The organism is Streptomyces sp. NPDC048671 (assembly GCF_055587045.1).
Genome location: NZ_JBVJHB010000025.1, coordinates 55,446 through 80,877, shown reverse-complemented (window position 1 = coordinate 80,877; position 25,432 = coordinate 55,446). Strand labels below are relative to the sequence as shown.

Genomic DNA, 25,432 nt, shown 5'->3' with positions numbered 1-25,432 from the left:
ACGGAGCTGACAGAGCACGCAACCGGTCCGTGAACGACCCGGTACCTCAGTCGCGCATGGCCCTGTCCGTGTGCGGCGCAGGACACCGAGAACAAGGAGATATCCAGGTGAAACGCCGCAGGAATCCGCGCCGGATGATTCTCACCACTACCGCGCTCGCCGCCCTCGTCCTGTCGGGCGCAGCGGCTTCGGCGAGCACGGGCTCTCCGAAGGTGAAGGGGTTCCACACCACTGTGGTGTCCTTCGGCGCCTACAGCAGCGCCGTCGGCGAGGTCCGCGACCCCACCGTCAACGCCACCAACAACACGCTGGCGGTCAGTCCCGATGAGCGCTTCGCCGTGGCGACGAACTCCGACTCCGACCACCTGGTCGTGATCAACGTGCGAAGCGGCCGGAAGATCGCCGAGATCAAGGGGTACGTCAGCCCGCGCAACGTTCTGTTCGCCCCGGACAGCAAGAGCTTCACCGTGTCCGACAGCGCACGCGGTGTCGTGGACCGGATCTCCATGCGCAGCTTCCACGTCCAGCAACGTCTGCCGCTCGGGGCCGGCGTGTTCGGCACCGCGCAGAGCAGGGACGGCAAGTGGCTGTACGCCAACAACGCGGCAGCGGACACCGTCTCAGTGGTCGATCTTGCCAACAACAGGCCGGCGAAGGTCATCACCGGCTTCGCCGAGCCGCGCCAGGGGGTCAAGCTCTCGTACGCGGGTGACAAGCTGTACGTCACCAACTTCGAAGGGGGCCGGATCACGGCCGTCGACCTCACGAGCGCGAAGCTGGAGAGGAAGGAGATCGGCGGGTTCGACGAAGTGCGGGGGCTGTCCATCAGCCGCGACGGCACCCGCCTGTACGCGGCCAACAGCAAGAGCAACACGATCTCCGTCGTCGACACCGCGTCCGGTGAGACGATCACCAAGGTCCCCGTGGGCAAGAAGCCCTACGGTGCCGCGCTCTCCCCGGACGAGTCGGTCCTGTTCTCCGGGAACATGGAGAGCAACACGCTGACCGCCGTGGACCCGGAGACCAACAAGCCGGTCGGCACCGTGAAGAGCGGTCCGAAGGGCGCTCTGAAGGGGCCCCGCCAGGCGATCAGCTTCAGTGCCGATTCGCAGACCGCGTGGGTGCTCAACGAGGACCTGACCGTCGCGGAGGTCGACGTGAGCGACCTTGAGGTGACCCGCGTTCTCGGTAAGCGCTGACCACCCGGAGCCGGCCGCCAGGTGCGGCCGGCTCCGCGGTTCTTCACCATCCGGCCCGTCGTCAGCTCGAAGAGCAGAGAGCGGTGTCGAGGGCCGCCTCGACGTGTTCCGCGGCAGGAAGTGTCGTGGGCAGTGCGGTGACGGCGATGGTGGCTGCTCGGCCGTCTGCCGTGACGGCGTTGCGTGTGGTGTAGCCGGGGGCGTTGCCGCCGTGGGTCCAGGCGAAGCCGCCGCAGCTCAGCTTGAAGGTGGCGAGACCCAAGCCGTACCGGCCGTCGCCGACCGTGTCGAGGTCGGGTGCTTCGACGGTGGTCTGCATCTCCTTGAGCTGCTCGGGCTTCAGCAGCTTGCCGTCCAGCAGCGCGGTGAGGAAGCGGTTGAGGTCGCTCGGGGTGCCGGTCAGCTGCCCCGCGGCCCAGCCGGCGGAGGGGTCGTTCTCGGTGACGTCCGTATAGGGGGTGTTCGGTGCGGTCGCGAAGTAGCCGTGCGGGTGCCGGCCCTTGATCGTCTGGTCGCCGATGCCCGGCCAGTACGTGTGCCGCAGGCCGATGCGCTTGATGATCCGGTTGGTGATCTCCTCGCCGACCGGGCGGCCGGTGACCTTCTCGACGAGCATTCCGGCGAGCACGTAGTTGGTGTTGCTGTAGCTCCAGCCCGCGCCGGGAGCGAAGAGGGCCTTCTTCGCCAGGGCCAGGCCGAGCACCTCACGCGGCTCGAAGTAGCGGTGCTGCTGCTTGGTGAGGTAGTCCTGTACAACGTCCTCGTCGTAGTCGGGCAGTCCGCTGGTGTGCTGGAGCAGCTGGCGTACGGTGATGTTCCGGCCGTCGATCCCCTCACCACGGACCAGGCCCGGCAGATACGTGTCGACCGGCGTGTCAAGATCGATCCGGCCCTCGCCGACCAGCTGCAGAATGACGGTCGCGGTGAACATCTTGGTGTTGCTGGCGATCCGCACCTGACCATCGACCGGGACCCTCGCCTTGGTACGGAGGTCCCCCACTCCGGCGGTGTAGTTACGGGTGTGCCCCCTGCTGTCACTCAGCGAGGCCAGTGCGCCGGGGAAACCGTCCTCGGACACCAGAGCTTTGAGGCTCTTCTTCACGGCGGCGTCGGCGCGGCCCTCCGTCGCGTTCGCTCCGGGCACGGTCAGCGCGAGAGCTGCGGCGACACCGGTCAGAGCCAGCAGCGTGTTACGACCTTTGGACATGGTTTTTCCCCTTGCGATCAGCAGAAGTCCGGCGAGTGGCGGAATGTGTGTGGCGCGGGTCCGGTCAACGTGCGCACAGGGCGGTGTCGAGAGCTGCGTTGACGTGCTCCGCCGACTCCAGGCTGGACGGCAGCGCCGTCACCGCGACCGTGGCCGACCGGCCGTCGTCCGTGACGCCGTTGCGGTTCTCGTAGCCATCGAAGTCACCACCGTGGCCCCAGGCGGTACCGCCGCAGCTCAGGGGCATCTCGATGATGCCGAGCCCGTACCGCCAGCCGGTCGGAAATCCCTTGGCCGCGACGGTTGTCCGCATCTCCTTGAGCTGCTGCGGCTTCAGCAGCTTGCCGTCCATCAGCGCGGTGAGGAACCGGTTGACGTCGCTCGGGCGGGCGATGATCTGCCCGGCCGCCCCGCCCCAGGAGGGGTCCACCTCTGTGGCGTCGACGAGCGTGCCGCCGGGGGTGTCGGACGCGTAGCCGTGCGGATGCCGTTCACGGACGCTCTGGTCACCGGCGCCCGGCCAGTACGTGTGCCGCAGGCCGATGCGCTTGATGATCCGGTTGGTGATCTCCTCACCGATCGGACGGCCGGTGACCTTCTGGACGATGAGTCCGGCGACGGTGTAGTTGGTGTTGCTGTACGCCCAGCCGTCGCCCGGAGCGAAGAGCGCCTTCTCCTTCAGAGCCATGTCGAGCAGATCGTGCGCCGCGGCATAGGTGTGCCGCCACTCGGAGAACTCCGGCATGGTTGCCGTGTAGTTGGGCAGTCCGCTGGTGTGCTGGAGCAGTTGGCGTACGGTGATGTCCCGGCCGTCGATCCCCTCACCGCGGACCAGGCCCGGCAGATACTTGTCGACCGAGGCATTGAGGTCGATCTTGCCCTCGCCGACCAGTTGCAGGACGACGGTCGCCGTATACGCCTTGCTGGCGCTGGCGATCCGAACCTGGCCGTCGACCGGGACCCTGGACCGGTTCTTCAGGTCGCCCACCCCAGCGGTGTAGTTTCTGGTGTGGCTCTTCGAGTCGCGCACCGAGGCCAGCGCGGCCGGGAATCCGTCGCCGCGTACGAGGCCGTCCAGACTCTTCTGCACCACCGCACCGGACTTCGCCCGGTCCTGTCCGGCGAGCGCCATGGGCGCGCCCACCGTGACGATCCCTGCGAGTACGGCGAGCGCGGATACCGCCAGGACCGACCGCCGGCGGTTGCGGGATTTCGAGGTGCGGTGCTGAGACACTGGACAACTCCCTGCTGGATGACTCCGGTTGGTGGTCACCAGCTTGTCCCGGGTGCGATCACGCATCGATCCCACGCACTACCCGGCCCGGGTAGCGCAGGCACTACTGCTTCGTACGTGTGTATGGGTTTTCCCGCAGTCCCGGCAGCGGCCGCAGCGGCAGACGGGATCGTGCGGGCCGGCGACGGGACCTGACAACTGCCGACACGACGCGCAGGGCGGAGAGCCCTCCACGGAGCTCACCGGAATCGGAGCGTCCAAGGCCTGTTCAACACGCCTCTACGGCAGTGCGTACACAGGGTATGAGGAATCACTCCGAGGTGCCGGCACCTCTCCAAGGACACGAGGCCGACCACCGCGGCACCCCGGTGGGGCGGCGCGTACTGCTGGGAATGATCGGGCTGGGCGCCCTGGGCGTCGTCGCCGGATCTCCGGTCCGGAATCTGCTCGCCGACTCGATCGACACCGTCGCCCGGAAGGATCCGACAGGCCTGTCGGACCTGCTTCCGGGGAATCGTTTCCGGTACTACTCGATCACCAGCTCCGTGCCCGAAAAGAACGCGACGAGCTACGGCCTCAAGGTCGACGGCCTCGTGGCCAGGCCCACCACGTACAAACTGTCCGATCTGGCTGCACTCCCTCAGCAGCGAATCGTCCGCGACGTGCAGTGTGTGACCGGGTGGCGGGTACCGGAAACCCCCTTCGCGGGCGTGCGCCTGTCCACGATCCTCGATGCCGCGGGGGTGTCACCCGAGGCCAAGGCCATTCGGTTCACCTGCTTCGACGGCGAGTACACCGAGAGCCTCACCCTGGACCAGGCCCGCAGGTCCGACGTGATCGTCGCCACCTCAATGGAGGACAAGCCGATCACCCACGCCCACGGTGGCCCGGTACGGCTCTATGTGGCCCCGATGTACTTCTACAAGTCCGCGAAATGGCTCTCGGGCATCTCGGTCGTCAAAAACGTGGTCCCCGGCTACTGGGAGGAACTCGGCTACGACATCGACGGCTGGGTCGGTCGCTCGAACGGACGCGATGATGCCCCGACTGTCTGACAGCGCCGGCCAGAAGGGCCGTTCCCGTCGTACCCGGCTCCTGAGGTTCACTCCGGCTGAACGCTGGGTCCACCAGAGCACCGCCGTCCTGGCAGCGGTGTGCGTCGCCACTGCGGCGTGCCTGTACATAGGTCCTCTTGCCGAGCTGGTCGGCCGCCGCAGGCTGATGGTCATCCTGCACGAGTGGTCCGGAATCGGGCTTCCCGTGCCGGTGCTGCTGGGGCTGGCATCCCGGGCACTGCGCTCGGACCTGGGGCGGCTCAACCGGTTCGAGGACCGCGACCGCCAATGGCTGCGGGCCGCCGTGAGGCACCGCGACACGTCGCGTGTTCCCTCGGGCAAGTTCAACGCCGGCCAGAAGATCTACGCGTCGTGGGCGGCAGGCGCGGGCGTCGTCATGGTGGGGTCCGGACTCATGCTCTGGTTTCCGCAGCTCTGGCCACTGACCCTGCGGATGGGGGCAACGTTCGTCCACGATTGGCTCGCTCTGGCGATCACGGCGATCGTGGCCGCCCACATCTGGAAGGCGACCGGTGATTCCGGGGCCCGCGAAGGCATGTGGCACGGGACCGTGTCACGGACCTGGGCAGAACAGCATCACCCGTTGTGGCAGCAGGAGATGGACCGCGACCGCCCGGATCCCGGCAGTCCGGCGGATCAGACGGGGGAAGCACCCCTCCCTGACGCCGAGCGGAAGTGAGTCCAGGTGGCCCCGGCGTGTGTCACCCGGGCCGCGCTCCCGCCGGTGTGCGGGAAGACGACGTTGTCGTCCGCGGAGAACTGGCCCTCCGCAGTGTTGCCGAGGAGACCGGCGAATCCCTTACCCGAATGCACGGGGTCGAGCAGGGTGCCGCTGAGCCCAGCATGATCCGGACGAGAGGCCCTAACCGCGGTCCGACAGAGCGTGTGCCGGGGTGGTCCGCAGTGTGCGGCGGGTCGGGAGTTCGGTGCTGAGGAAGGCGACGCTCACGACGGTGACCGCGAGGGCGGGCAGGAGCCAGACGGGGCCCGACGGCCAGGGGCGGTCCAGGAAGCCGACGCCGAGGAGGGCGAGGGGAACCGCGGACAGCACCAGGCCCGCGGTGAGGGACGCGACGGCGATCATCGCGGCCTCGCGCCGCATCATCGTCCGGATCTGGCGGGGCGTGGTGCCGGTGAGACGGAGCGTGGCGATCTCGTGGCGGCGCTGTGCGGTGGCGGCAACGATCTTGTTGGCGACGCTGAGGAGAAGGTAGCCGAGGAGGATCGCGATGGTGGCGAGGTTGATCCACACCTCGGGCGGGGCGTCGCTCAGGCTGTAGGAGGCATCGGCACTCGCGGGCTCGAGCGCCAGACCCGGGTGTGTCACGTCGAGGGCGGCGAGACGCTCGTCCGCGGCCGCGGTGCCGTCAGTGCGCACGAGGATGCTCTGGTCGAGACCGGTGGTGGTGTGGCCCCGTGCGAGGTCGTGGGAGAGCACCACCGGGCCGAAGCCGAGGCCGCGGGTGTAGACGGCAACGACCGTGGGGCTCACACGAGTGCCGTCGCCCAGGATCAGCTTCACCCGGTCGCCGACCTCGGCGCCGCGGGAGCGTGCGACGTCACTGCCGATCGCAACGGTGTCGCCGGTAAGGCGGCTCAGCGTCCCCGAACTCAGGCCGAGGTCGAGTACGGCGGACGCTTCCGGGGTCAGGATCATCGCTGAGGCGGACTCGGCCGCGGGGTCGCCCAGTTCCTCGAAGGACCAGATCGCGGTGGTGCTGCTGACAGGAACCGCCGCCTCTACACCGGCGGTCTTCCGTACGGCCGTGAGCGTACCTTCGGGCAGGCCACCGACTCCCGGCGCGCTCAGGCGGTGCTGGGCGAGCGTGCCGGTGCGGACGTCCTGCGCGGAGGCGACTTGCAGGGTGGTCTGGGCGAACGTGTACGTCAGGAGGAAGGCGGTCATCATGGCCAGGGCACTGACAATTCCCGCGATGCGCAGGGCGTAGCCGCGGATGTTGGACACGGCCAGCCAGGTCGCCGCCGAGGCTCCGGGCCGCAGGCGGCGGGCCAGCGTTTCACCGACCCGTCGGATCAGGGCAGGGCCCGCCATGGCCAGGCCGATCGCCCCGACGATGCCGGCGAGAGAGGTGGTGCTCGCGCCGAGCGCGGTACGGGACAACAGCGGCGTGACGGAGAGGGTGGTCGCGGCGGCGACGAGCAGCAGCCCGGCACCCGTGCGGAGGCGGGAGGGGGCGGTGGGTTCGCTGCGCGACTCGGTGACGGCCTCCGTCGCCGGCAGCCGGGAGGTGCGCCGTGCGGCGCCCCGGGCGGACACCTGCACGGCGAGCATCAACAGCACACCGGTGGCGATCGCGGGCAGCGGACTGATGGCCAGCGGCAGGGCCTGAGGGAGCAGCCCGCTGTCGGCCAGCCGGCTCCGGAACTCTCCGGCAAGCAGGTAGCCGAGACCCGCGCCGGGCACGAGTGCCACGGCCGCGACCACACTGGCCTGGTCGGCGGCGAGGCGGCGGATCTGCTTCGGGGTCGCGCCGACAGCCCGCATCAGGGCCAGCGCACGTCGCTGTCCGGCGATCGACACCCCCAGCGCGCCGGCGATGACGAACCCGGTGATCAGCAGGATGACGCCGGCCAGGGAACCGGCGAGGAGGATCAGCAGGGAGCGGGCCGCCACCGCGTCGGGCGCCGCGAGATCGCCTCGTTCGGCGCCGGTGGCCACTACCAGACCTGTGCCGCGCAGCACGTCACGGACGTCGTCCGCGACCTTGTCGGCGGCACCGGGGGCGGTACGGAGTCCGATCAGGTCGGCCGTCCCCGCCTTGGGGCCGTTGTCGCGGCCGGCCAGACGGGCGGCGGCCTGATCGGAGAAGAGGATGCCGGCGTCGGCGGCGTCCACCACGGCGGTCAGGCGGTAGTCGGAGGACCGGCCTGCCGCCACCACACGGATGGTGTCACCCGGTCCGACGCCCGCAGCGGCGGCGATGGCGCTCTCCACGGCGACCTGGCTCGAGCCGGTCGGCTTCGTGCCCTCGACCTTCGGGTCCTGAAGCAACTTCAGCGAGGACCAGCCGTGCCCGGCTGTCCGGGCGTCCGAGACGGCCACGGCCCGGCCGTGGGCGTCGACGAGACCTGCGGGAAAGGCGGTGTCGGCGACCGAGGCGGTGACACCGGGCACACCGCCCAGTTCACCGGCCAGCCGGGCGGGCACCGTTCCGCGTTCCGGCAGCGCGATCGGCAGGTCCCCGGCCGGGTGGAAGGTCTGGTCGGCGGAGACCACGATGTCCGCGCCGCCGAGCCGACCGGGCGGCAGGTGGGAACGGAGCCCCGACTCGGCCAGTACCCCGGTGGCGGTGAGCAGTGCGGCCGCGCCGAGCACGGCACAGATCACCGCCAGTAGCGAAGTAATCCGGTCCTTGGCCATCTCCACGGCAAGACGCAGCATGGTCAGCCCTCTCCCAGTGCGGCCAGACGGCCGGCCAGTTCGGAGGCCGTAGGAGCCGACAAGCTGTCCACGACCCGTCCGTCCGCCATCACCAGCGTTTGGTGTGCCCGCGCCGCAGCGGCCGGGTCGTGGGTAACCATCACGACTGTCTGTCCCAGCTCGTCGACAAGGTCGCGCAGCAGGTCGAGGACCTGGCGCGCGCTGCGCACGTCGAGCGCGCCCGTCGGCTCGTCCGCGAACACCACGGCCGGCTTGGTTACCAGCGCCCGTACGAGGGCGGCCCGCTGCTGCTGCCCACCGGAGAGTTCGGCCGGACGATGCGACATCCGGTCGGCCAGGCCGACCCGTTCGATCAGCATGCGCGCCCACTCGTGGTCCGGGGAACGCCCCGCCAGCCGCAGCGGGAGCGTGATGTTGTCCGCCACACTGAGCGAGGGCACCAGGTTGTAGGACTGGAACACGAAGCCGACGCGCTCGCGGCGCAGTTCGGTGCGGCGGGTCTCGTTCAGCCCGCCGATCTCCTGCCCCTCAATGTGGATACTCCCCTGCGACGGGGTGTCGAGGCCTGCGGCGCAGTGCATCAGTGTGCTCTTGCCCGACCCGGACGGCCCCATCACGGCGAGGAAAGCACCCGACAGCACTGTCAGGGACACGTCATCCAGTGCCCGCACTCCGCCCGCGTACACCTTGGTAACGCCCGTCAGTGTGATGGCGGGAGACTGCGGCCTGTCGGTCCGGTGGGCCCCGAGTCCCTCGATCGTCGTACTCATCGCCGCCCTCGCAGACGCTCCATGGCGAGCGCGATCAGGCTGGCCCCGGCCACGACGCCGCAGACCAGGTGGACGAGTACCGCACCACTGACGAACGAGGCGACCATGTTGCCGACCATGCTGATCACCAGCACGAACCAGAGCACGGAGCGGACAGCCCCGCTGCGGCTGCCGTCGGGCGACGGCCCCCCAACGGGCCCACTGTCGCCGGTCAGTTGATACGGGTCGTGAGTGGTCACGGTGTGCTCCTCGTTGCGGTGTATTCGCAGGCTTCGCTGTCTTCACCGACCCTATGAACCACCGCCCTCGCCTCCGAGCCCGCCAGCCGCCCGGATCGGGGTACAGCAGGCTGTACCTCCGGCGTCGCCGCATGACGCCCTCCAGCGCCGCCCCTAGCAGCCGGGCCGCGACCAGGACCTCGTCGTCCTGGTCCGTCCGCTGTGCCCGGCCCGCCGCCGACGCCACCGGCACGATCGCGGGTCGGCGTCACCGACGAGCGCGGTGAGGGGGATGTTCAGCACGGGACCGTCGTGCCGGCGGTACGAGGCCGGGGCATGCCGTAGCCGGTCGCGCGGAGCGTCCGGGACCGGGGAACCGGGCATGGCCGACTGCGAACGGCATTGCCCGGCTCAGCCATTGACGTTCTCTCAGCGCCGATCAGCGCCGATCAGCGCTTCGTCAGGCGTTCACCAGGTGCAGTTCGGTTCCTGAGGCCCGCACTCCCTCGGCTGCCGCGTCGGCCAGAGCGCTGTCGGAGATGATCGTGTCGAAGGCGTTGAGGGGTGCCACGCGGTACTTGCCGAAGGTTCCGAACTTCGAGGAACCCGCCACGAGCACGGAGCTGCCCGTGCACTCCATCGCCGCCTGTTTGACTTCGACCTTGGGCTCGGAGGGGGTCGTCACGCCTCGGAGAAGATCCCATGAACTGGTGCTGATGAAGGCCATGTCGAGGGCGAGCTGCCGCAGGACGGTGGCTGCCAAGCGGCCCACGCTCGACCGGTTGGAGGGCTCCACCTGTCCGCCGACGTGGATGATGTCGAGGTGGGGCGCGGCCATCAGCGCGTCGACGGTCGTGAAGTCGTTGGTCACGACCGTCAGCGAGGTGTGGTGCACCAGGAACGGGACCATCGCGAGCAGGGTCGTGCCCGCGTCGAGGTAGACGGTCATCCCGTCCCGCACCAGTTCCGCGGCGCGGCCTGCCATGGCCTGCTTCTCGGGCTGCTCGATGAGGGTCTTGGTCTGGTAGCTCGGTTCGCTCTGCAGATGGCTGGCGATCCTGGCACCGCCCGGTACGGAGAAGACCAGTCCCTGGCGCTCCAGTTCGGCGATGTCACGGCGCACGGTCATGTGCGAGACGCCCAGGAGCTGGGTGATCTGCTGAACGCTGAGCACTCCGTCGCGACGCAGGTGCTTCAGCAACTGCTCACGCCGCTGGTCCGGGATCAGCGGCGGGGAGTGTTCCTCGGCCATCGTCGGTGGTCCTTCCTGTTCTGCGACCGCATCGGTCGTTGGCGATTGTGCCGTTCCTGTGCGGCGGCCGCTCACACCGGGTCGCCGCGCAGAGCGAGGACGGCTGTCTCCCGGCCGCGGTGCACGGTCGGGAGACAGTGGGGGTCGGGTGACGGTCAGCTGCCGACGAAGGTGCTGAGCAGCAGGACCCCGCCGAGGCTGAGCAGCGACTGCAGGGAGAGCATCAGCGTCCAGGTGCGGAACGTCTGCGACACCGAGAGCTGGAAGTACTCCTTGAACAGCCAGAAGCCCGAGTCGTTGACGTGGGACAGCATGACGGCGCCCGAGGCGCTGGCCAGCACCATCAGTTCAGGGGAGAGCCCCGGGTAGGCCCCGAGCAGGGGGGCGACGATGCCGGTCGCGGCGGCGGTGGCCACCGTCGCCGAGCCGAGGCAGATCCGCAGCAGCGCGGCGACCAGCCAGGCCAGCAGCAGCGGGGGCACCGACCAGTCCACGGCGTAGTCGGAGATGATCTCGTCGATGCCGGTGGCCGTCAGCATCGCCTTGAGGCCGCCTCCGGCGCCGAGGATCAGCACGATGCCGCCGACCGGTCCGAGTCCCTTGCCGGCCATCTTCTGGAGCTGGCCGAGGCCGAACCCGGATCGGACGCCGAGGGCGAAGAAGGCGAAGACGACGGCGGCCAGCAGCGAGAGGACGGAGGAGTCGAGCGCCTCGAACACCGCGTACGGCAGGGAGCCCTTCGCCGTGCTGGACGTGCCGAGGGTGCCGATCAGCATGAGGACGGGCGGCAGCAGCACCGTGATCAGCGCGAGCGTGAAGGACGCGGGCCGGCGCTGGTTCTCCGGCAGGGGTTCCGGTTCGGGGACCGGGCCCTTGTCCAGGTCGGGAGCGGGACCGAACCAGCGGCTGGCGACCTTGGTCAGCAGCGGGCCGCTGATCACGGCGATCGGGATCCCGATGATGAGTCCGTAGAGGATGGTCAGGCCGGTGTTGGCGCTGTACGCGGAGACGGCGAGCGTCGGCGAGGGGTGCGGGGGCAGCAGCCCGTGCGAGATGTACAGACCCGCGGCCATCGGCAGTCCGACGTACAGCAGATGGGTGCCGGTGCGCTTGGCGACCGCGTACACCAGCGGTACGAGCATCACGAAGCTCACGTCGAACAGGTGCGGCATCCCGATGAGCAGGGCTGCCGCAGTGATGGCGGCCGGGATCCACTTGACCGGCCGGGATCCGATGAAGACGGTGGCGATGCGGTCGGCCCCGCCGGAGCCGAGCAGGATGCCGCCGAGAACGGTGCCGAGACCGATGGTGGGACCGGTGCTCTTCAGGGCGTCCCCGAAGCCGTTCTGGAAGTTGTCGACGGCCTGGCCCGGACCGATCCCGGCGGCGAGCCCCAGTCCCAGCGCGGAGATGCTCAGCGCCAGGAAGGGGTGGATTTTCGCCTTGGTGATCAGCAGGATCAGGATGACGACTGCTGCCGCACCCAGGAGCAGGTTCTGTATGTCGGTGTCCACTAGCGCACTCCCCCGGTGACGGTGGCGCGGGAGGACCGGCCCAGGGTCCAGGCCCGCAGCAGGTCCTCGTCCGCGTCGGCGAGGTCGGCCAGCCCGATCAGCTCACCGGCCGCGACGGGGCGGGCGAGGGTGCAGTGGGCGGCGAGGTAGAGCGGGGCGACGTCCGCCGGGGTGTCCTCGTCGCGCAGCAGCACGGCCTGGACACCGGTCACGTCGTGGTGGTGCCCGCCCATGGTGAGGACGGTCCCCGCGGGCAGGTCCTGCTGCGCGCGTCCGGCCAGCGCCGCGTGGGCGCGCGGGTCCGTGCCGCCGGAGGGGCGGTGGTGGAGGACGGCCGACAGGAGGGAGAGCGGGGTCTCGACGCCCATCAGGTGGTAGGGCAGGTAGATGGCGGCGTAGCGGCCGTCGCGGCTGACGACGTGGCCCTTGCCGCGCAGGGTCTCCCAGGTGACCGGGTCCGCCGTGCGGACGACGACGAACACGCCGCCGGCGAAGGACGCCTCGTCGGGCAGGCGCAGCGCACTGAACACGTCGACCGCACCCGGGCGGTGCAGGAGTCCGCCGTCCTCGCGCAGCGCGTAGACGTCGGCGAGTTCGGCGATGCGGGCGACCGGGTAGTGCAGGCGCTCGACGTCGGGCCGGAACCCGGTGTTGGTGGCGACGACGGCCATCTCGCAGTAGTCGGCGGTGGCGCCGACGGGCAGCGCCGCCACGGCGGCCGCGCGGGCGGCGAGGGTGGCGCGGGTGTCGTCGCCGAGGGTGAGCAGGCCGGTCAGTTCCGGGGCCGGGACCGTGGTGTCGAGCTGGGTCACGGTGCCCGTGGCGGGGTCGAGGACGAGGTCGTACTCGCTCGACTTCCCGATGGCCACGATGTCCAGGCCCAGCAGCTGCGCCCAGGTCACCAGGCCGATCAGGTTGGCGGGCTGGTCCCCGTCCGCCGTGGTGTAGACGACGCCGTTCTCCTTCGCCAGGTCGGCGAGGTGCAGTCCCGCGACGGAGTCGACCTCCTTGCTCACCATGGCCACGTGCCGGCCGAGGGTGAGGGCCTCTCGCGCCATCGTGTACCCGTCGGCGGGGCTGCCGGTGGCCTCGACCAGGATGTCCCAGGGGGCGGCGGGCAGCAGGGCGCCGTCCGCGACGAGGGCGATGCGCCCTTCGCCGGCCGCGGCTGCCACCTCGTCCGCCGTGTCGCAGGCACGCAGCTCCGAGGCATCGTGACCGAGGTCCAGGAGCATCGCCCGGAGGCGGTCCACATCGCGGTCGCAGAGTACGGCGGGCACCAGCCGGCCGAGCCGGCGGGTCTGGGCCAGCAGGGTCCGGGCGAAGCCGCCCCCGGCTCCGGACAGTGCGTACCGCACGGTCCGGTCGCCGGTGTCGGCGAACAGGTGGTGCAGGTTCATGGGCCCTCCTGGATGGCGCGAGCAAAGTAGTGGCGTACTCCCGGCGCGGGCGGACTCGTCAGGGAAGCGAGGGCCACGAGGAGCGCGTTAACAAGATGTATCAGCAGATCCCATTCACGTAAAGTCTGTTAACATTTTTTCACAAACGCCTGGTCGATGACAGATCCGGCCGGCAGGACTACGCACCGCACCCAACGCAAGGAGGCCTGATGCCGACCCTCGGGGCCATCGCCGACGACTTCACCGGAGCAACGGACCTCGCGACGATGCTCGTCGCCCGCGGGTACCGCACGGTGGTGACCGTCGGCCCCGACGCCATCGCCGAAGACCGCGCCGTGGCAGCGGCGGACGCCGTCGTGGTCGCGCTCAAATCGCGCACCGCACCGGTCTCCGAGGCGGTCGACTCCTCACTCGCGGCACTCCGCGCCCTGCGCGCGGCCGGCTGCGAACGTTTCTACTTCAAATACTGCTCCACCTTCGACTCGACTCCGAAGGGCAACATCGGCCCGGTGACGGACGCGTTGCTGAACGCGATCGACGTGCGACGCGCCGTGGTCGTACCCGCGTTCCCGGACACGGGCCGCACCGTCCACGGCGGACGCCTCCTCGTCCACGGCGAGCCCCTCGACGAGAGCCCGATGCGTCACCATCCGCTCACGCCGATGCGCGATTCCGACGTGGGCCGGCTGCTGACCCCGCAGACCACGCACCCGGTACGGCACGTCGGCCTGGAGACGGTGCGGGCCGGGGCCGAGTCGCTGAAGGCCGCGCTGGACGACCCCGCGCTGTCGGACGCGCTCGTCGTCGTGGACGCCACCGAGAACGAGGACCTGCGCACCATCTCCGCGGCCACTCTGCACCACCGCCTGGTCACCGGGGCCGCCGGCCTCGCACTCGGGCTCACCGGCCCCCGCCCCGGGGCCTCGCGCGCACGGGCCGCCTCACATCCGGGCGATCCGGCGGTCGTGCTCTCGGGCAGCGCCTCCGCGGCCACCCGCGCCCAGGTGGCCCACGGCCGCGCACACCTCCCCCACCGCAAGCTCGACATCGCCGCCCTGCGGGCGGACCTCGACGCCTCGGTGGAGGAACTGGTCGGCTTCGCCCGCGACTGCTGGCAGGACGACCCGCAGCGGCCACCCCTCATCTATGCCGTCGACGACCTGCGCGACCTGGACGAGGCGGCGGGGGACGCCACACCCGCCGCATCCGTCCTCGTCGAGCAGGCGCTGGCCGCCTGCGCCGTACGTCTGGTCGGAGCCGGCGCACGGCGGCTCCTCGTCGCGGGCGGTGAGACCTCGGGGGCGGTGATCACCGCACTCGGCGTGCGCACGCTCGCCATCGGGTCCCCCATCGCCCCCGGTGTCACCTGGGCCACGGCCGCCCGGAGCACCGGACATGCCGACGGGGTGGTGGACGTGGCCCTCAAGTCCGGCAACTTCGGCGACACGGACATCTTCACCGAGGCCTGGAGCGTGCTCGCATGAGCGATCCCCGGTCCGAACTCGCCGCCGCGGGCGCCCATCTCGCCGCGCTCGGCCTCAGCCCCGGCTCCTCGGGCAACCTCAGCGTGCGCGAGGGCCCCTACGTCTACCTCACCCCCACCGGCACGGACCTGTCCCGTATCGACCCCGCCGGGCTCAGCGTCCTCGATCCGGCCGGGGCCCACCTCGACGGGCCGAAGCCCAGCAAGGAATTCCCGCTGCACACGGCGTTCTACCGCCGCGATCCGGCCGCCCGCGCCGTCGTCCACCTGCACTCCCGGCACGCCACCGCGGTCTCCTGCCTGCCGGCCTGGAGCGAGCACAGCGCGATACCGCCGCTGACCCCGTACTTCGTCATGCGGGTGGGCCAGACACCGCTCCTCCCCTACGCCGCGCCGGGCGACAGCGGGCAGGCGGAGCGGATGGAGGCTCTCCTGTTCCCCTTCCGGGCGGCTCTGCTGCAGAACCACGGCCCCGTCACCGCCGGCCACTCCGTCTCGGCGGCCGTCGACGCCGCCGTGGAGCTGGAAGAGGTCTCCGCGCTGCTCCTCGCACTCGGCGACCGCACTCCACGGCTCCTCACACCAGAGGAGATCGCCCCGCTGGCAGAGAAGTACGCCTCACCCTGGACGGGCGGTCCACCGGCCTGACACACGAACCACCCGGACGCCCCCTCCGGGGGCATCCGCCGGCCCGCGCCGAGGACGTCTCAGGTTCGGCCCCCGCCGTCGAACGGCCACGCCTCGACGTCTCGGTAGCGGATCGGTCCCGGGCCGCCACCGGTCGTGCCGCCGACCAGGTGCAGGCGTTCGGCCGGCCACGGGAGGCCGGTGAACCCGGCGAACGTCGCGGCGATCTCCGCCACCGAGGACCGATCGCCCCGGCGGGCACGGGCCAGCGTCAGGTGGGGTCGCAGGGGCCGGTCCTCCAGGGCCACGCCGCAGCTCCCGACGGCGGTACGCACGTCGGCGGCGAGTGCGTGCAACGCGTCGAGTTCTCCGTCGATACGGCTCCACAGCACCCGGTCTTCGAAGTTCCCGCCGTCGCACAGGGCCAGCCGCAGCGGCCGCCGGGCCGCCGCGAGGGCGGCGAGCGGCGCAATCAGCGGGGGAACGGCCGCGGCGGGGAGCTCGCCGAGGAACGCCAGGGTGATGTGCCAGTCCTCGATACGGTTCCACCGCATGTCCGGGTGCGTGGCGTAGGCGGGGCGCAGCTCCCGGGCGAGTTCCTCCTTCGCCCGGTCGGGCGGGGCGAGCGCGATGAACAGGCGAAGGGTCGCGGGCCGGATCTGTTCGTTCACCCGGAATTCGTACACCATCCGGATCGGCGGGCGACGAGCGGGTGGCGGGGAGCCGCGTCGGCCGATGGCGCCGATGGCACACCCCCACATGACAAGCAAGTGAGTACTTGCCTATGATGCGGTGGTGGCCGACGACCTCTTCAAAGCCCTGGCCGACCCCACCCGTCGCACCATCCTCGACGAGCTCACGGAGAAGTCCGGGCAGACACTGTTCGAGATCTGTTCGCGGCTGAGCATGAGGCACGGCCTCGGTATCTCGCGTCAGGGGGTCTCGCAGCACCTCGCCGTGCTGGAAGCCGCCGGGCTCGTCGAGACCAGGCGGGAGGGCCGCTACAAGTTCCACGACCTGTGCACGGCTCCGCTGCGGCAGATCACCGAGCGTTGGCGCGTGCCCGATACATCCGGACCGGAGGAGAGCACCTCATGAAGATCCATCTGACCAGCGTCTTCGTCGACGACCAGGCCAAGGCCGAGCGCTTCTACACCGAGATCCTCGGCTTCGTGAAGAAGCACGACGTCCCGGTGGGCGGGACCGACCGGTGGCTGACCGTCGTCTCGCCCGACGAGCCCGGCGGCACGGAACTCCTCCTGGAGCCCCTCGGCCACCCGGCCGCCAGGATCTACCGCGACGCGCTCGTGGCGGACGGGATCCCGCTCGCCCAGTTCGCCGTGGACGACGTGAAGGCGGAGTACGAACGGCTGAGCGGTCTCGGCGTCCGCTTCGTCCAGGAGCCGCTGGAGACGGGCCCGGTCACCACCGCCGTCCTCGACGACACCTGCGGCAATCTGATCCAGCTCGCGACACAGCCTCGGTAGGAGCCGGGCCGTCCGGGTGGCCGGATACCCGCCCTCGGTGGGCGTCGGCCGGGCCGCACGTTGCCCTCGGCGTCACCGCATGTCGGCGGTGATCGCCCAGCGCTCGTGGTCGCGCCAGCCTCCGTCGATGAAGAGGAAGTCCGGCGAGAAGCCCTCCAGCCGGAAGCCGGCCCGGCGCACCAGTGCGAGCGAGGTCTTGTTGCCCGGCTGGATGTTGGCTTCGAGGCGGTGCAGGCCAAGGGTCCCGAAGGCGTACCGCAGAACCAGGTCGAGCCCCTCGGCCATCAGCCCGCGCCCGGTCGCGTGGGCGAAGGCGCCGTATCCGAGGGCGCCGCAGCAGAAGCCGCCGATGACGATGTTGTTGATGTTGATGAAGCCGGCGATGGCACCCTCGGCCACGCCCTCGCCGCCGGACCGCTCGCACACGAGGAATCCGGCCTTCGTGGGGTCCTCGATGAGCACGCTCGCGTACGCGGCGTACCTGTCCGGATCGGCGGGCGGGAACAGCCAGGGCCGGTGCAGTTCGCGGCTCTCCCTGGACCGTGCGGTGAACTCGTCGGCATCCGCGAGGGTGAAGGGGCGGATCGCCGTGCGCGACCCCTCGGCCAGATAGGTGGTGTCGGACATCGGCCCAGCGTAGTGCTGTACTCAGGACGGTCCGGTGCCGTCCGGGGCGCCCGCCCGGTACGCCGGTGCTACTTGGGCCGCCTGCGGAAGACGTAGGCGCCGCAGGCCATCCCGGCCACGAACATCACGATCAGCGCCACGTAGAGCGGCATGGTCACCAGCGGGATCAGGAGGCGGACCGTCACGTCGCCGGTGTTCTCCGCGATGAACACCACCGACAGGACCGCGACGACGAGAACCAGAATGCGGGCCGGGGTGAACGGCCCGGTGCCCCTCGTCCCGCCGCTCGACACATCTTTCGGGCTCATGAACCGGCCCCTTCCCTGCTCCTGGCGCGTCTCCGCCCCCCGGAGCACCAGGATGGCTCCGTCCGGGTGCCGGGGGGCGGTCCTGTACGCCCATACGGGTGGCAGGGGCGCGGCAGGCGCTCACCTCATCGGTTCACCGCCGGGAAGCCTGCCCCCGCACCGCTCAGACCAGCGCCGGCACCTCGACCGTGAGGGTGGCCGGCCCGCCGTCCGCGGGCGCGTCCAGCACGGCCGGCACCCCGAGCGGAATCGTCAGCCCGGTGGGACCGTGGCCGAAGCCGAGCTCCTCGACGACGGGGACACCGAGGCCGCCGAGCCGGTCGGCGAGCACCGCCCGCACCTTCGCGTACGGCCCGCAGCCCGCCCAGGAGCCGCAGGCCACCCCGGCGACGCCGTCGAGCGCCCCGGCCCGCAGCAGCTGGGTGAGGATGCGGTCGATGCCGTACGGGTCCTCGGTGGTGTCCTCGATGACCAGCAGCCCGCCGCGGGCCGACCGCCGGGCGTGCGGGGTGCCCAGATCGGCGGCCAGCAGGCTCACGCAGCCGCCGTAGGTGATCCCCCGCGCCCGGCCGGGCACCATGACCCCCGCTCCGTCGAGCCCCAATGTCCGTACCGTCTCGGGCTCGAACAGGGTGGCCCGCAGGGACTCCTGGGTACGCGGGTCCTTGAGGAAGGCCTCGGTGCCGACCATGGGGCCGTGCAGGGTGGCGAGCCCGGCCCGCAGGGCGAACGCCTCGTGGAGCACGGTGATGTCGCTGTATCCGACGAACACCTTGGGCCCGGCGGCCCGCATCGCCGCCCAGTCGAGCAGATCGACCATGCGGTGCACCCCGTAACCGCCCCGGGCGCAGATCACCGCGTCGACCGAAGGATCGCACCAGGCGTCCTGGAGGTCCCGGGCACGCGCCTCGTCCGTACCGCCGAGGTAGTCCAGCTCCGGGTGCACGTCCAGGACATGCGGCAGCGTCACGGGGTCCAGGCCCCAGCCGCGCAGGATGTCGAGGCCCGGCTCCAGGCGGTCGACGGGCACCGGCCCGCTCGGGGAGACGACGGCGACCCTGGCGCCCGCGCGCAGCCGGGCGGGGCGGGTCAGGGGTGCGAGGGGCGCGGAGGGCGCGAGGGTCACTTCCGCAGTTCCAGCCGCGGCACGTCGGTCCGCTCGATGCCGAAGGTCTGGGCGTAGAGGGAGAGTTCGGCCTCCAGCGCACTGATCATGGTGTCGGCGCGGCGGAAGCCGTGGCCCTCGCCCGGGTAGGTGAGGTAGGCGTGCGGGATGCCGCGCCCCTCCACGGCGGCGAGGAAGCGTTCGCACTGCACGGGCGGGCAGATCGGGTCGTCCTCCCCCTGGAGCAGCAGGAACGGCGTGGTGAGCCGGTCGGTTCGGGTGATCGGCGACCGTTCGCGGTAGCGGTCGGGGACCTCGGCGAGCGGGCCCACCAGCGACTCCAGGTACTGCGACTCGAAGTCGTGGGTCTCCCCCGTGCCCCAGCCGGTCAGGTCGAGGATGGGATAGATGATGGTTCCGCAGGCGTAGACGTCGGTGCCGGTCAGCGAGGCGGCGGTGGTCCACCCGCCGGCGCTGCCGCCGCGGACGGCGAGCCGGTGCGGGTCCGCGGTGCCCTCGGCGGCGAGTGCCCCGGCGACGGCCGCGCAGTCCTCCACGTCGACGACGCCCCACTGTTCGCGCAGGCGGTTGCGGTAGGCCCGCCCGTAGCCGGTCGAGCCGCCGTAGTTGACCTCGGCCACGCCGATGCCGCGCGAGGTGAAGTAGGCGATCTCCAGGTCGAGGACGAGCGCGGCGTGCCCGGTGGGGCCGCCGTGCGCCCACACGACGTAGGGCGGCAGCTCATCGGCCGGGCCGGGCCGGTCGGGGCTGTGCGGCGGGTAGATGTGGGCGTGGATCTCCCGGCCGCCCGGACCGGTGAAGGTGCGGTCGGCGGGCCGGGGGTAGTACGCGGGGTCGACCGCGTCCTGGTGGGGTGCCCCGATGATCCGGGTGTGCCCGGTCGAGGTGTCCAGCTCCACGATCTCGTACGCGCTGTGCGGGCTCGCGGCGATGCCGATGACCCGGCTGCCCTGCACGGCGAGCGTTCCGGCCCATTCGGTCCAGGGTCCGGCGATGTCGACGAGACTGCCGGTCTCCGGGTCGAGGATGCCGAGCGTGGTGGACCCCTTGCCGTGCAGGGTGGCGATCAGCCCGTTCTCCAGCGGCCGGAACCAGCTGAGGCCGATCTTCCACAGCGGTCCGGCGAACTCCTCCTGCCTGGGGCAGAGTTCCACCGCGTCGCCGTCCGGACCCGCGCGGTACAGATTCCACCACCCGCTGCGGTCACTGGCGAGGAGCAGCTGTCCGTCCGCGGCCCACTGGATCTGCGGTACCGATTCCTCCGGACCTCCCAGGAGGGTCCGGGGGGCGTGGAACGTACCGTCCTCGCCGATGTCCGCGACGATCACCTCGGTGCCGTCCCACGGCATCCGCGGGTGGTCCCAGGCGATCCAGGCCGCCTGCCGCCCGTCCGGTGAGAGCTCGGGCCCGGTGACGAACCGGTGCCGGGCGTCGGAGAGTTCGCGTACCGCCGACCTGTCGGCGGCCGCCGAGCCGTCGAGCGGCACGGCGGCGATCAGCCTGCGCAGTTCGCCCGGTCCCTCACCGGTGAACTCCTCCAGGACGCACCAGACCTCGCCCGAGGCGCCCCGGTCCGGGTGCAGTCGCGGATCGACCCAGCGCAGTCCGCCGCCGACCGGCGAGAGGGGGGTGAGCGGCCAGGGTTCGCCGGGCCCGTCCGGCTCGTAGGCGTACAGCCGCTGGTCGTCGAAGTGGACGAAGACGATCAGCGGGCCGCCCTCGGCGCGTTCCGTGCCGGTCCAGGGCCGTCCGCCGTACTCGATGACGCGGCTGCGGGCGTTCCAGGGGGCGGGCAGCTCCGCGGTGGTTCCGTCGGCCAGGCGTCGCACGAGGGCGCGCCGGCCGGCCTGGGCCGGGCGCGGCTCCGTCCACCACAGTTCGTCGCCGACCGCTTCGACGTACTCCGGCCGGCCGTCCCGCGAGGCGGCCAGCGCGGCGTCGATCGGTGACGGCCAGCTTCCGTAGGCCCCTGTGGTTGCCATGTTCGATTCCCCCGAGTGGGTCAGGCGGTGCGGAGATAATGGTCCAGGACCCGGACGCCGAAGTGCAGCGCCTCGACGGGGACACGTTCGTCCACGCCGTGGAAGAGGGCCTGGTAGTCGAAGCCGACGGGCAGCTTCAGCGGTGAGAAGCCGTAGCCGGTGATGCCGAGCCGGGAGAACTGCTTGGCGTCGGTACCGCCTGACATGGAGTACGGCACCACATGACCGTCCGGGTCGAACCGCTCGACGGCGGCCCGGAGCCTGGCGTACGTGGGTGAGTCGACCGGGGCTTCCAGGGCGATCTCGCGGTGGTGGAACTCCCAGTCGACCGAGGGGCCGGTCAGCCGGTCCATGGTGGCGTGGAACTCGTCCTCGCCGCCGGGCACCGTCCGGCCGTCGATGAAGGCGGTGGCGTGGCCCGGGATCACGTTGACCTTGTAACCGGCGTCCAGCATCGTCGGGTTGGCGCTGTTGCGGACGGTCGGTTCGACGAGGGCCGCGGCCGGTCCGATCTTGCCGAGGAGTTCGTCCACGTCGAAGCCGGGGGCGTCGAGGTCGGGGTGGATGCCGTGCAGTGCGGCGATCTCGGTGAGCGCGGCGCGGACCGTCGGGGTGAGGCGTACCGGCCATTCGTGTGCGCCGATGCGGGCGACGGCGGCGGCCAGCGTGCTGACGGCGTTGGCCTTGTTGACCTTGGAGCCGTGTCCCGCTCTGCCGTGTGCGGTGAGCTTGAGCCATCCGGTGCCGCGTTCGCCCGCCGCGATGGGGTAGAGCGGCATGTTCGGTCCGGCGTGGAAGGTGAAGGCGCCGGATTCGCTGATGCCCTCCGTACAGCCCTCGAAGAGTCCGGCGTGCTGATCGGCCAGGAAGCCCGAGCCGTCGTCGGCGCTGGCCTCCTCGTCGGCGGTGTACGCGATCACGATGTCGCGGCGGGGCCGGATGCCGGTCCTCGCCCAGAACCGGACGACGGCGAGGACCATCGCGTCCATGTTCTTCATGTCGATGGCGCCGCGGCCCCAGACGACCCCGTCGCGGATCTCGCCGGAGAAGGGGTGCACGGTCCAGTCGTCGGCCTCCGCGGGCACCACGTCCAGGTGCCCGTGGACCAGCAGCGCTTCGGCCGAGGGGTCGGTGCCCGCGATCCGGGCGACGACGTTGGTACGACCGGGGGTGCGCTCCAGGAGCACGGGTTCGAGTCCGGCGCCGGCCAGCCGCTCCGCGACGTACTCGGCCGCCGGGCGTTCGCGGCAGTCGCCGCCGCCCCGGTTGGTGGTGTCGATGCGGATCAGTTCGGAGGTGAACGTCACCGATTCGTCGAGTGCGAGGTCATCGACGCTGTTCTTGTGGTTGGTCACCTCAGCCATACTGTTCCTCCACGGCGGAAGACACGATGGTCGTCACCGCCTTGAACGTGCGGATTCCTTCGTACATCGTCTCGCTCGTGTAGGCGACACGCCTCTCGCCGGAGGCCGCCGCGCCGGGTACGACCGTGGCTGCCGCGGCCAGGTGCTCGGCGTCGAACTCCAGCTCCACGGTGAACGGTCCGCCCTCGACCGCCGGGTACCGCCCGGCGAGAGCCGTCGCCTCCTTGGCCGCCGCACGGATGTCGGCTGCGGTACGGGCGGGGGTGCGGCAGACCGCGGCGTACCGCGAGACGTAGTCCTTGACCGCGACCGTACGGGCGTCGGGGGCGTACCCCCGCGCGTCCACACAGGTCAGGTCGTCCCCGGTGACGAGGACGACGGGGACGCCGTACTCGGCGGCGACGTGCGCGTTGAGCAGCCCCTCGCTGGCCCTGACCCCGTTCAGCCACACCCCGGTGATGGAGTTGGCCAGATAGGTGTGGGCCAGGACGCCTTCCGTACCGGCACCCGTGTGGTAGCCGACGAAGGCGACCGCGTCGACGTCCCCGTGCTGGATGCCCTCCACCATGCTGAGCGACTTGTGCTTGCCGGTGAGCATCTGGACCCGGTCGTCGAGCCGTTCCAGCAGCAGGTTGCGCATGGTCCAGTGGGCCTCGTTGATGAGCACCTCGTCGGCGCCGCCGTCGTAGAACCCGAGGGCCGCGGCGTTGACGTCGGAGGTGAACAGGGAACGGCACCGCTCCCACTGCGGGGTGCCGGGCAGCACATCGGCCGGCCAGGTCACACCGGTGGCGCCTTCCATGTCGGCGCTGACGAGGATCTTCATGCGGCCACACGGTACGCGTCGCGGAACGGGCGGGCCAGGGCTGCCCTGACCTCCAGTGGTCCACTCCACTGAAGGAGGTCCGTTCCGCCGGAAGAGGGCCCTTCCGCCGCCGGGCGCCTTTCCGCCGGCGGCGGCCGGACCGGAGCAGGCCTCAGCGGCGCTTGGCGCCCTTCAACAGCTTTTCGATCCGGCTGAGTTCCCTGTCGCTGAACTCCAGGTTGCGGACCGCCTGGACGCTGTTCTCCAGTTGGGCGACGCTGCTCGCCCCGACGACGGCGGAGGTGACCCGGCCGCCGCGCAGCACCCAGGCCAGCGCCATCTGCGCCAGCGACTGACCGCGCTCGGAGGCCAGTTCGTCGAGCCGGCGGAGCGATCCGACCAGCTCCGGGGTGACGGAGTCGGCCGACAGGAACGGGCTGCTGCCCGCCGCCCGTGAACCCTCCGGGATGCCGCGGAGGTAGCGGTCGGAGAGGATGCCCTGCTCCAGCGGGGAGTACGCGATGGAGCCGGTGCCCAGCTCGTCGAGGGCGGTGAGCAGGCCGTCCTCGACCCAGCGGTCCAGCATCGAGTAGCGCGGCTGGTGGATGAGCAGCGGGGTGCCGAGGTCCTTCAGGATCCGGGCGGCCTCGCGGGTCTGCTCGGCCGAGTAGTTGGAGACACCCACGTAGAGCGCCTTGCCCTGCCGCACCGCCGAGTGGAGGGCGCCCATCGTCTCTTCGAGCGGGGTCTCGGGGTCGGGCCGGTGGGAGTAGAAGATGTCGACGTAGTCGAGCCCGAGGCGGCCGAGGCTCTGGTCGAGCGAGGAGAGCAGGTTCTTGCGCGAGCCCCACTCCCCGTAGGGGCCGTCCCACATCAGATAGCCGGCCTTGGTGGAGACGATGATCTCGTCCCGGTGCCGGGCGAAGTCCGTACCCAGCGCGCGGCCCATCGCGGTCTCGGCGGAGCCGGGCGGCGGGCCGTAGTTGTTCGCCAGGTCGAAGTGGGTGATGCCGAGGTCGAACGCCCTGCGCAGGATCTGCCCCTGGGTCTCCGGCGTCCGGTCCCCGCCGAAGTTGTGCCACAGGCCGAGCGAGAGGGCCGGCAGTTTCAGCCCACTGCGCCCGGTGCGCCGGTAGGGCATGTCCTGGTAGCGGTCGGCGGACGGGATGTACATGCGGGACTCCACGGGAGAGATCGTTCCGGTCCGCCGGGGACGCGCCGCTGTTCGGCTCCGCCCCGGCGAGGTTGCGGGGTCCAGGCTCGCCCACATCGATCCAGCAGTCCAACAGGAGATTCCGTTTGGATTCAGCGTCTATATTTCTCAATCATGGAGTTGCGCCAGCTGGAACATTTCGTCGCGGTCGCCGAGGAGCAGCACTTCACCCGGGCCGCCGAGCGCCTCGCGGTGTCGCAGTCCGGCCTCTCCGCCTCCGTCCGGGCGCTGGAGCAGGAGCTGCGGACCCCGCTGTTCAGCCGGACCACCCGCAGTGTGCGGCTGACCGAGGCGGGGCGCGCCCTGCTGGTGGAGGCCGAGCGCACGCTGGCGGGCGCGCGGGCGGCGAAGGATGCCGTCGACGCCGTACGGGGGCTGCTGCGCGGCACCCTGTCGGTGGGCGTCGAGCAGTGCGTGGCCGGGGTGAGCCTGCCCCGGCTGCTCGCCGCCTTCCACCGCGCGCACCCGCACATGGAGATCCGGCTCCGCCAGGAGGGGACGACGAGCCTGGTGGACGGGGTGGCCGGAGGGCGGCTCGACATCGCGTTCGCCGCCACGGTCAGCTCCGTGGAGTGGCGTGGCGAGCTGGTCCCGCTGGCCCGTGAGCCCATGGTCCTGCTGTGCGCCCCCGGCCACCGGCTGGCCGCGACGGACCGGGTCGGGTGGGACGAGCTGCCGGGCGAGCCGTTCATCGACTTCCATCCTGACTGGGGTCCGCGCCGTGCGGCCGACGAGGCGTTCGCGACGGCGCGGGTGCGCCGCACGGTGGCGCTCGAGGTGAACGACGTGCACAGCCTGCTGGAGCTGGTGCAGGAGGGGCTCGGCATCGCGGTGGTCCCGCACCACTTCTCCCGCAAGCCCGAGGCGCGGGACCTGGTGACGGTCCGGCTCGACGGGGCGCTCCAGCCGTACTACGAGAGCGTCGTGGTGCTGCCGGACGCGCGGGCCATGAGCCCCGGAGCGCGGGCGCTCATGACGCTGGTGCGGGACGAGACGGGGCGCTGACGGTTTCCCGGGGGCAGGTGCACGGCCTCGTTGCCAGGATCGGGCGGGTCCGCCGCCGCGGCTGCCGCCCTGACGGACGCCTCCGGCCCCGGACCGTCCGCGCGTCAAGGCCGACGGTCGCCCCCTCCGGCC

The 25,432-nt window shown here is 71.0% G+C and carries 24 protein-coding genes; 8 read left to right on the top strand and 16 right to left on the bottom strand.

Annotated elements, in window-relative coordinates; all coding sequences use genetic code 11:
* The first annotated feature begins 134 nt into the window (after positions 1–134).
* Positions 135–1,199 carry a YVTN family beta-propeller repeat protein gene (locus tag ACZ6S6_RS35230; RefSeq protein ID WP_469709078.1) on the top strand — a complete coding sequence of 355 codons (1,065 nt, stop codon included), beginning with the start codon at positions 135–137 and terminating at the stop codon, positions 1,197–1,199.
* 61 nt (positions 1,200–1,260) lie between these two features.
* Here the strand turns inward: ACZ6S6_RS35230 and ACZ6S6_RS35225 are convergent, their stop codons facing one another.
* Positions 1,261–2,406 carry a serine hydrolase domain-containing protein gene (locus tag ACZ6S6_RS35225; protein ID WP_362954421.1) on the bottom strand — a complete coding sequence of 382 codons (1,146 nt, stop codon included), beginning with the start codon at positions 2,404–2,406 and terminating at the stop codon, positions 1,261–1,263.
* A gap of 64 nt (positions 2,407–2,470) precedes the next feature.
* Complete coding sequence (locus ACZ6S6_RS35220; protein ID WP_469709076.1) at positions 2,471–3,640, bottom strand: serine hydrolase domain-containing protein; 1,170 nt, start codon at positions 3,638–3,640, stop codon at positions 2,471–2,473.
* Between the two features lie 302 nt (positions 3,641–3,942).
* Here ACZ6S6_RS35220 and ACZ6S6_RS35215 point away from each other — a divergent pair, with 302 nt between their 5' ends.
* Both ACZ6S6_RS35215 and ACZ6S6_RS35210 read left to right on the top strand, forming a co-directional pair.
* Complete coding sequence (locus tag ACZ6S6_RS35215) at positions 3,943–4,695, top strand: molybdopterin-dependent oxidoreductase (RefSeq protein ID WP_469709074.1); 753 nt, start codon at positions 3,943–3,945, stop codon at positions 4,693–4,695.
* On the top strand, positions 4,679–5,395 hold the full coding sequence (locus tag ACZ6S6_RS35210) for a cytochrome b/b6 domain-containing protein (RefSeq protein ID WP_362954427.1): 717 nt from the start codon (positions 4,679–4,681) through the stop codon (positions 5,393–5,395). Before ACZ6S6_RS35215 ends, ACZ6S6_RS35210 begins: the two co-directional genes overlap by 17 nt.
* Before the next feature lie 183 nt (positions 5,396–5,578).
* On the opposite strand, the gene ACZ6S6_RS35205 is transcribed toward ACZ6S6_RS35210, so the two are convergent.
* The 6 genes from ACZ6S6_RS35205 to ACZ6S6_RS35180 all read right to left on the bottom strand — a co-directional run bounded on the left by ACZ6S6_RS35205 (position 5,579) and on the right by ACZ6S6_RS35180 (position 13,273).
* Entirely contained in the window at positions 5,579–8,119 is a 2,541-nt protein-coding gene (locus ACZ6S6_RS35205) for an FtsX-like permease family protein (RefSeq protein ID WP_469709072.1), read from the bottom strand.
* Between the two features lie 2 nt (positions 8,120–8,121).
* Positions 8,122–8,889, bottom strand: coding sequence for an ABC transporter ATP-binding protein (locus tag ACZ6S6_RS35200; protein WP_469709070.1), 768 nt, complete (start codon positions 8,887–8,889; stop codon positions 8,122–8,124).
* The gene (locus tag ACZ6S6_RS35195; RefSeq protein ID WP_469709068.1) at positions 8,886–9,128 is read right to left on the bottom strand and encodes a hypothetical protein; all 243 of its coding nucleotides are present in this window, start codon (positions 9,126–9,128) and stop codon (positions 8,886–8,888) included. Before ACZ6S6_RS35195 ends, ACZ6S6_RS35200 begins: the two co-directional genes overlap by 4 nt.
* Before the next feature lie 439 nt (positions 9,129–9,567).
* On the bottom strand, positions 9,568–10,359 hold the full coding sequence (locus ACZ6S6_RS35190) for a DeoR/GlpR family DNA-binding transcription regulator (protein ID WP_362954435.1): 792 nt from the start codon (positions 10,357–10,359) through the stop codon (positions 9,568–9,570).
* Positions 10,360–10,514: 155 nt separating this feature from the next.
* Complete coding sequence (locus ACZ6S6_RS35185) at positions 10,515–11,873, bottom strand: GntT/GntP/DsdX family permease (protein ID WP_469709066.1); 1,359 nt, start codon at positions 11,871–11,873, stop codon at positions 10,515–10,517.
* The gene (locus tag ACZ6S6_RS35180; protein ID WP_362954439.1) at positions 11,873–13,273 is read right to left on the bottom strand and encodes a homoserine dehydrogenase; all 1,401 of its coding nucleotides are present in this window, start codon (positions 13,271–13,273) and stop codon (positions 11,873–11,875) included. Before ACZ6S6_RS35180 ends, ACZ6S6_RS35185 begins: the two co-directional genes overlap by 1 nt.
* 209 nt (positions 13,274–13,482) lie before the next feature.
* Here ACZ6S6_RS35180 and otnK point away from each other — a divergent pair, with 209 nt between their 5' ends.
* Both otnK and ACZ6S6_RS35170 read left to right on the top strand, forming a co-directional pair.
* Positions 13,483–14,757 carry a 3-oxo-tetronate kinase gene (gene otnK / locus ACZ6S6_RS35175; RefSeq protein WP_469709064.1) on the top strand — a complete coding sequence of 425 codons (1,275 nt, stop codon included), beginning with the start codon at positions 13,483–13,485 and terminating at the stop codon, positions 14,755–14,757.
* Positions 14,754–15,404 carry a class II aldolase/adducin family protein gene (locus ACZ6S6_RS35170; protein WP_469709063.1) on the top strand — a complete coding sequence of 217 codons (651 nt, stop codon included), beginning with the start codon at positions 14,754–14,756 and terminating at the stop codon, positions 15,402–15,404. The genes otnK and ACZ6S6_RS35170 overlap by 4 nt, the downstream gene beginning before the upstream one ends.
* A gap of 59 nt (positions 15,405–15,463) precedes the next feature.
* Here ACZ6S6_RS35170 and thpR read toward each other — a convergent pair whose 3' ends face one another.
* Positions 15,464–16,072: an RNA 2',3'-cyclic phosphodiesterase gene (gene thpR / locus ACZ6S6_RS35165; RefSeq protein ID WP_469709061.1), complete on the bottom strand. Its 609-nt coding sequence runs from the start codon at positions 16,070–16,072 to the stop codon at positions 15,464–15,466.
* Positions 16,073–16,178: 106 nt separating this feature from the next.
* Between thpR and ACZ6S6_RS35160 the strand changes: the two genes are divergently transcribed.
* Positions 16,179–16,481, top strand: a complete 303-nt coding sequence (locus ACZ6S6_RS35160) for an ArsR/SmtB family transcription factor (protein ID WP_469709059.1) — start codon at positions 16,179–16,181, stop codon at positions 16,479–16,481.
* Positions 16,478–16,870: a VOC family protein gene (locus ACZ6S6_RS35155; protein WP_362954448.1), complete on the top strand. Its 393-nt coding sequence runs from the start codon at positions 16,478–16,480 to the stop codon at positions 16,868–16,870. The genes ACZ6S6_RS35160 and ACZ6S6_RS35155 overlap by 4 nt, the downstream gene beginning before the upstream one ends.
* Positions 16,871–16,942: 72 nt before the next feature.
* Here the strand turns inward: ACZ6S6_RS35155 and ACZ6S6_RS35150 are convergent, their stop codons facing one another.
* The 7 genes from ACZ6S6_RS35150 to ACZ6S6_RS35120 all read right to left on the bottom strand — a co-directional run bounded on the left by ACZ6S6_RS35150 (position 16,943) and on the right by ACZ6S6_RS35120 (position 24,256).
* Positions 16,943–17,497 carry a GNAT family N-acetyltransferase gene (locus tag ACZ6S6_RS35150; protein ID WP_362954450.1) on the bottom strand — a complete coding sequence of 185 codons (555 nt, stop codon included), beginning with the start codon at positions 17,495–17,497 and terminating at the stop codon, positions 16,943–16,945.
* 68 nt (positions 17,498–17,565) lie between these two features.
* The gene (locus tag ACZ6S6_RS35145; protein WP_362954451.1) at positions 17,566–17,805 is read right to left on the bottom strand and encodes a LapA family protein; all 240 of its coding nucleotides are present in this window, start codon (positions 17,803–17,805) and stop codon (positions 17,566–17,568) included.
* A 163-nt stretch (positions 17,806–17,968) separates the two neighbouring features.
* Positions 17,969–18,931, bottom strand: coding sequence for a S66 peptidase family protein (locus ACZ6S6_RS35140; RefSeq protein WP_469709057.1), 963 nt, complete (start codon positions 18,929–18,931; stop codon positions 17,969–17,971).
* Positions 18,928–20,913 carry a prolyl oligopeptidase family serine peptidase gene (locus ACZ6S6_RS35135; protein WP_469709055.1) on the bottom strand — a complete coding sequence of 662 codons (1,986 nt, stop codon included), beginning with the start codon at positions 20,911–20,913 and terminating at the stop codon, positions 18,928–18,930. The genes ACZ6S6_RS35140 and ACZ6S6_RS35135 overlap by 4 nt, the downstream gene beginning before the upstream one ends.
* 20 nt (positions 20,914–20,933) lie before the next feature.
* A complete protein-coding gene (locus ACZ6S6_RS35130; RefSeq protein ID WP_362954457.1) occupies positions 20,934–22,277 on the bottom strand; it encodes a M20/M25/M40 family metallo-hydrolase in 1,344 nt (447 codons plus the stop codon).
* On the bottom strand, positions 22,270–23,103 hold the full coding sequence (locus ACZ6S6_RS35125; RefSeq protein ID WP_362954458.1) for a M55 family metallopeptidase: 834 nt from the start codon (positions 23,101–23,103) through the stop codon (positions 22,270–22,272). The genes ACZ6S6_RS35130 and ACZ6S6_RS35125 overlap by 8 nt, the downstream gene beginning before the upstream one ends.
* 151 nt (positions 23,104–23,254) lie before the next feature.
* Complete coding sequence (locus ACZ6S6_RS35120) at positions 23,255–24,256, bottom strand: aldo/keto reductase (RefSeq protein ID WP_362954543.1); 1,002 nt, start codon at positions 24,254–24,256, stop codon at positions 23,255–23,257.
* Positions 24,257–24,409: 153 nt separating this feature from the next.
* Between ACZ6S6_RS35120 and ACZ6S6_RS35115 the strand changes: the two genes are divergently transcribed.
* On the top strand, positions 24,410–25,300 hold the full coding sequence (locus tag ACZ6S6_RS35115; protein WP_362954460.1) for a LysR family transcriptional regulator: 891 nt from the start codon (positions 24,410–24,412) through the stop codon (positions 25,298–25,300).
* Positions 25,301–25,432 lie beyond the last annotated feature (132 nt).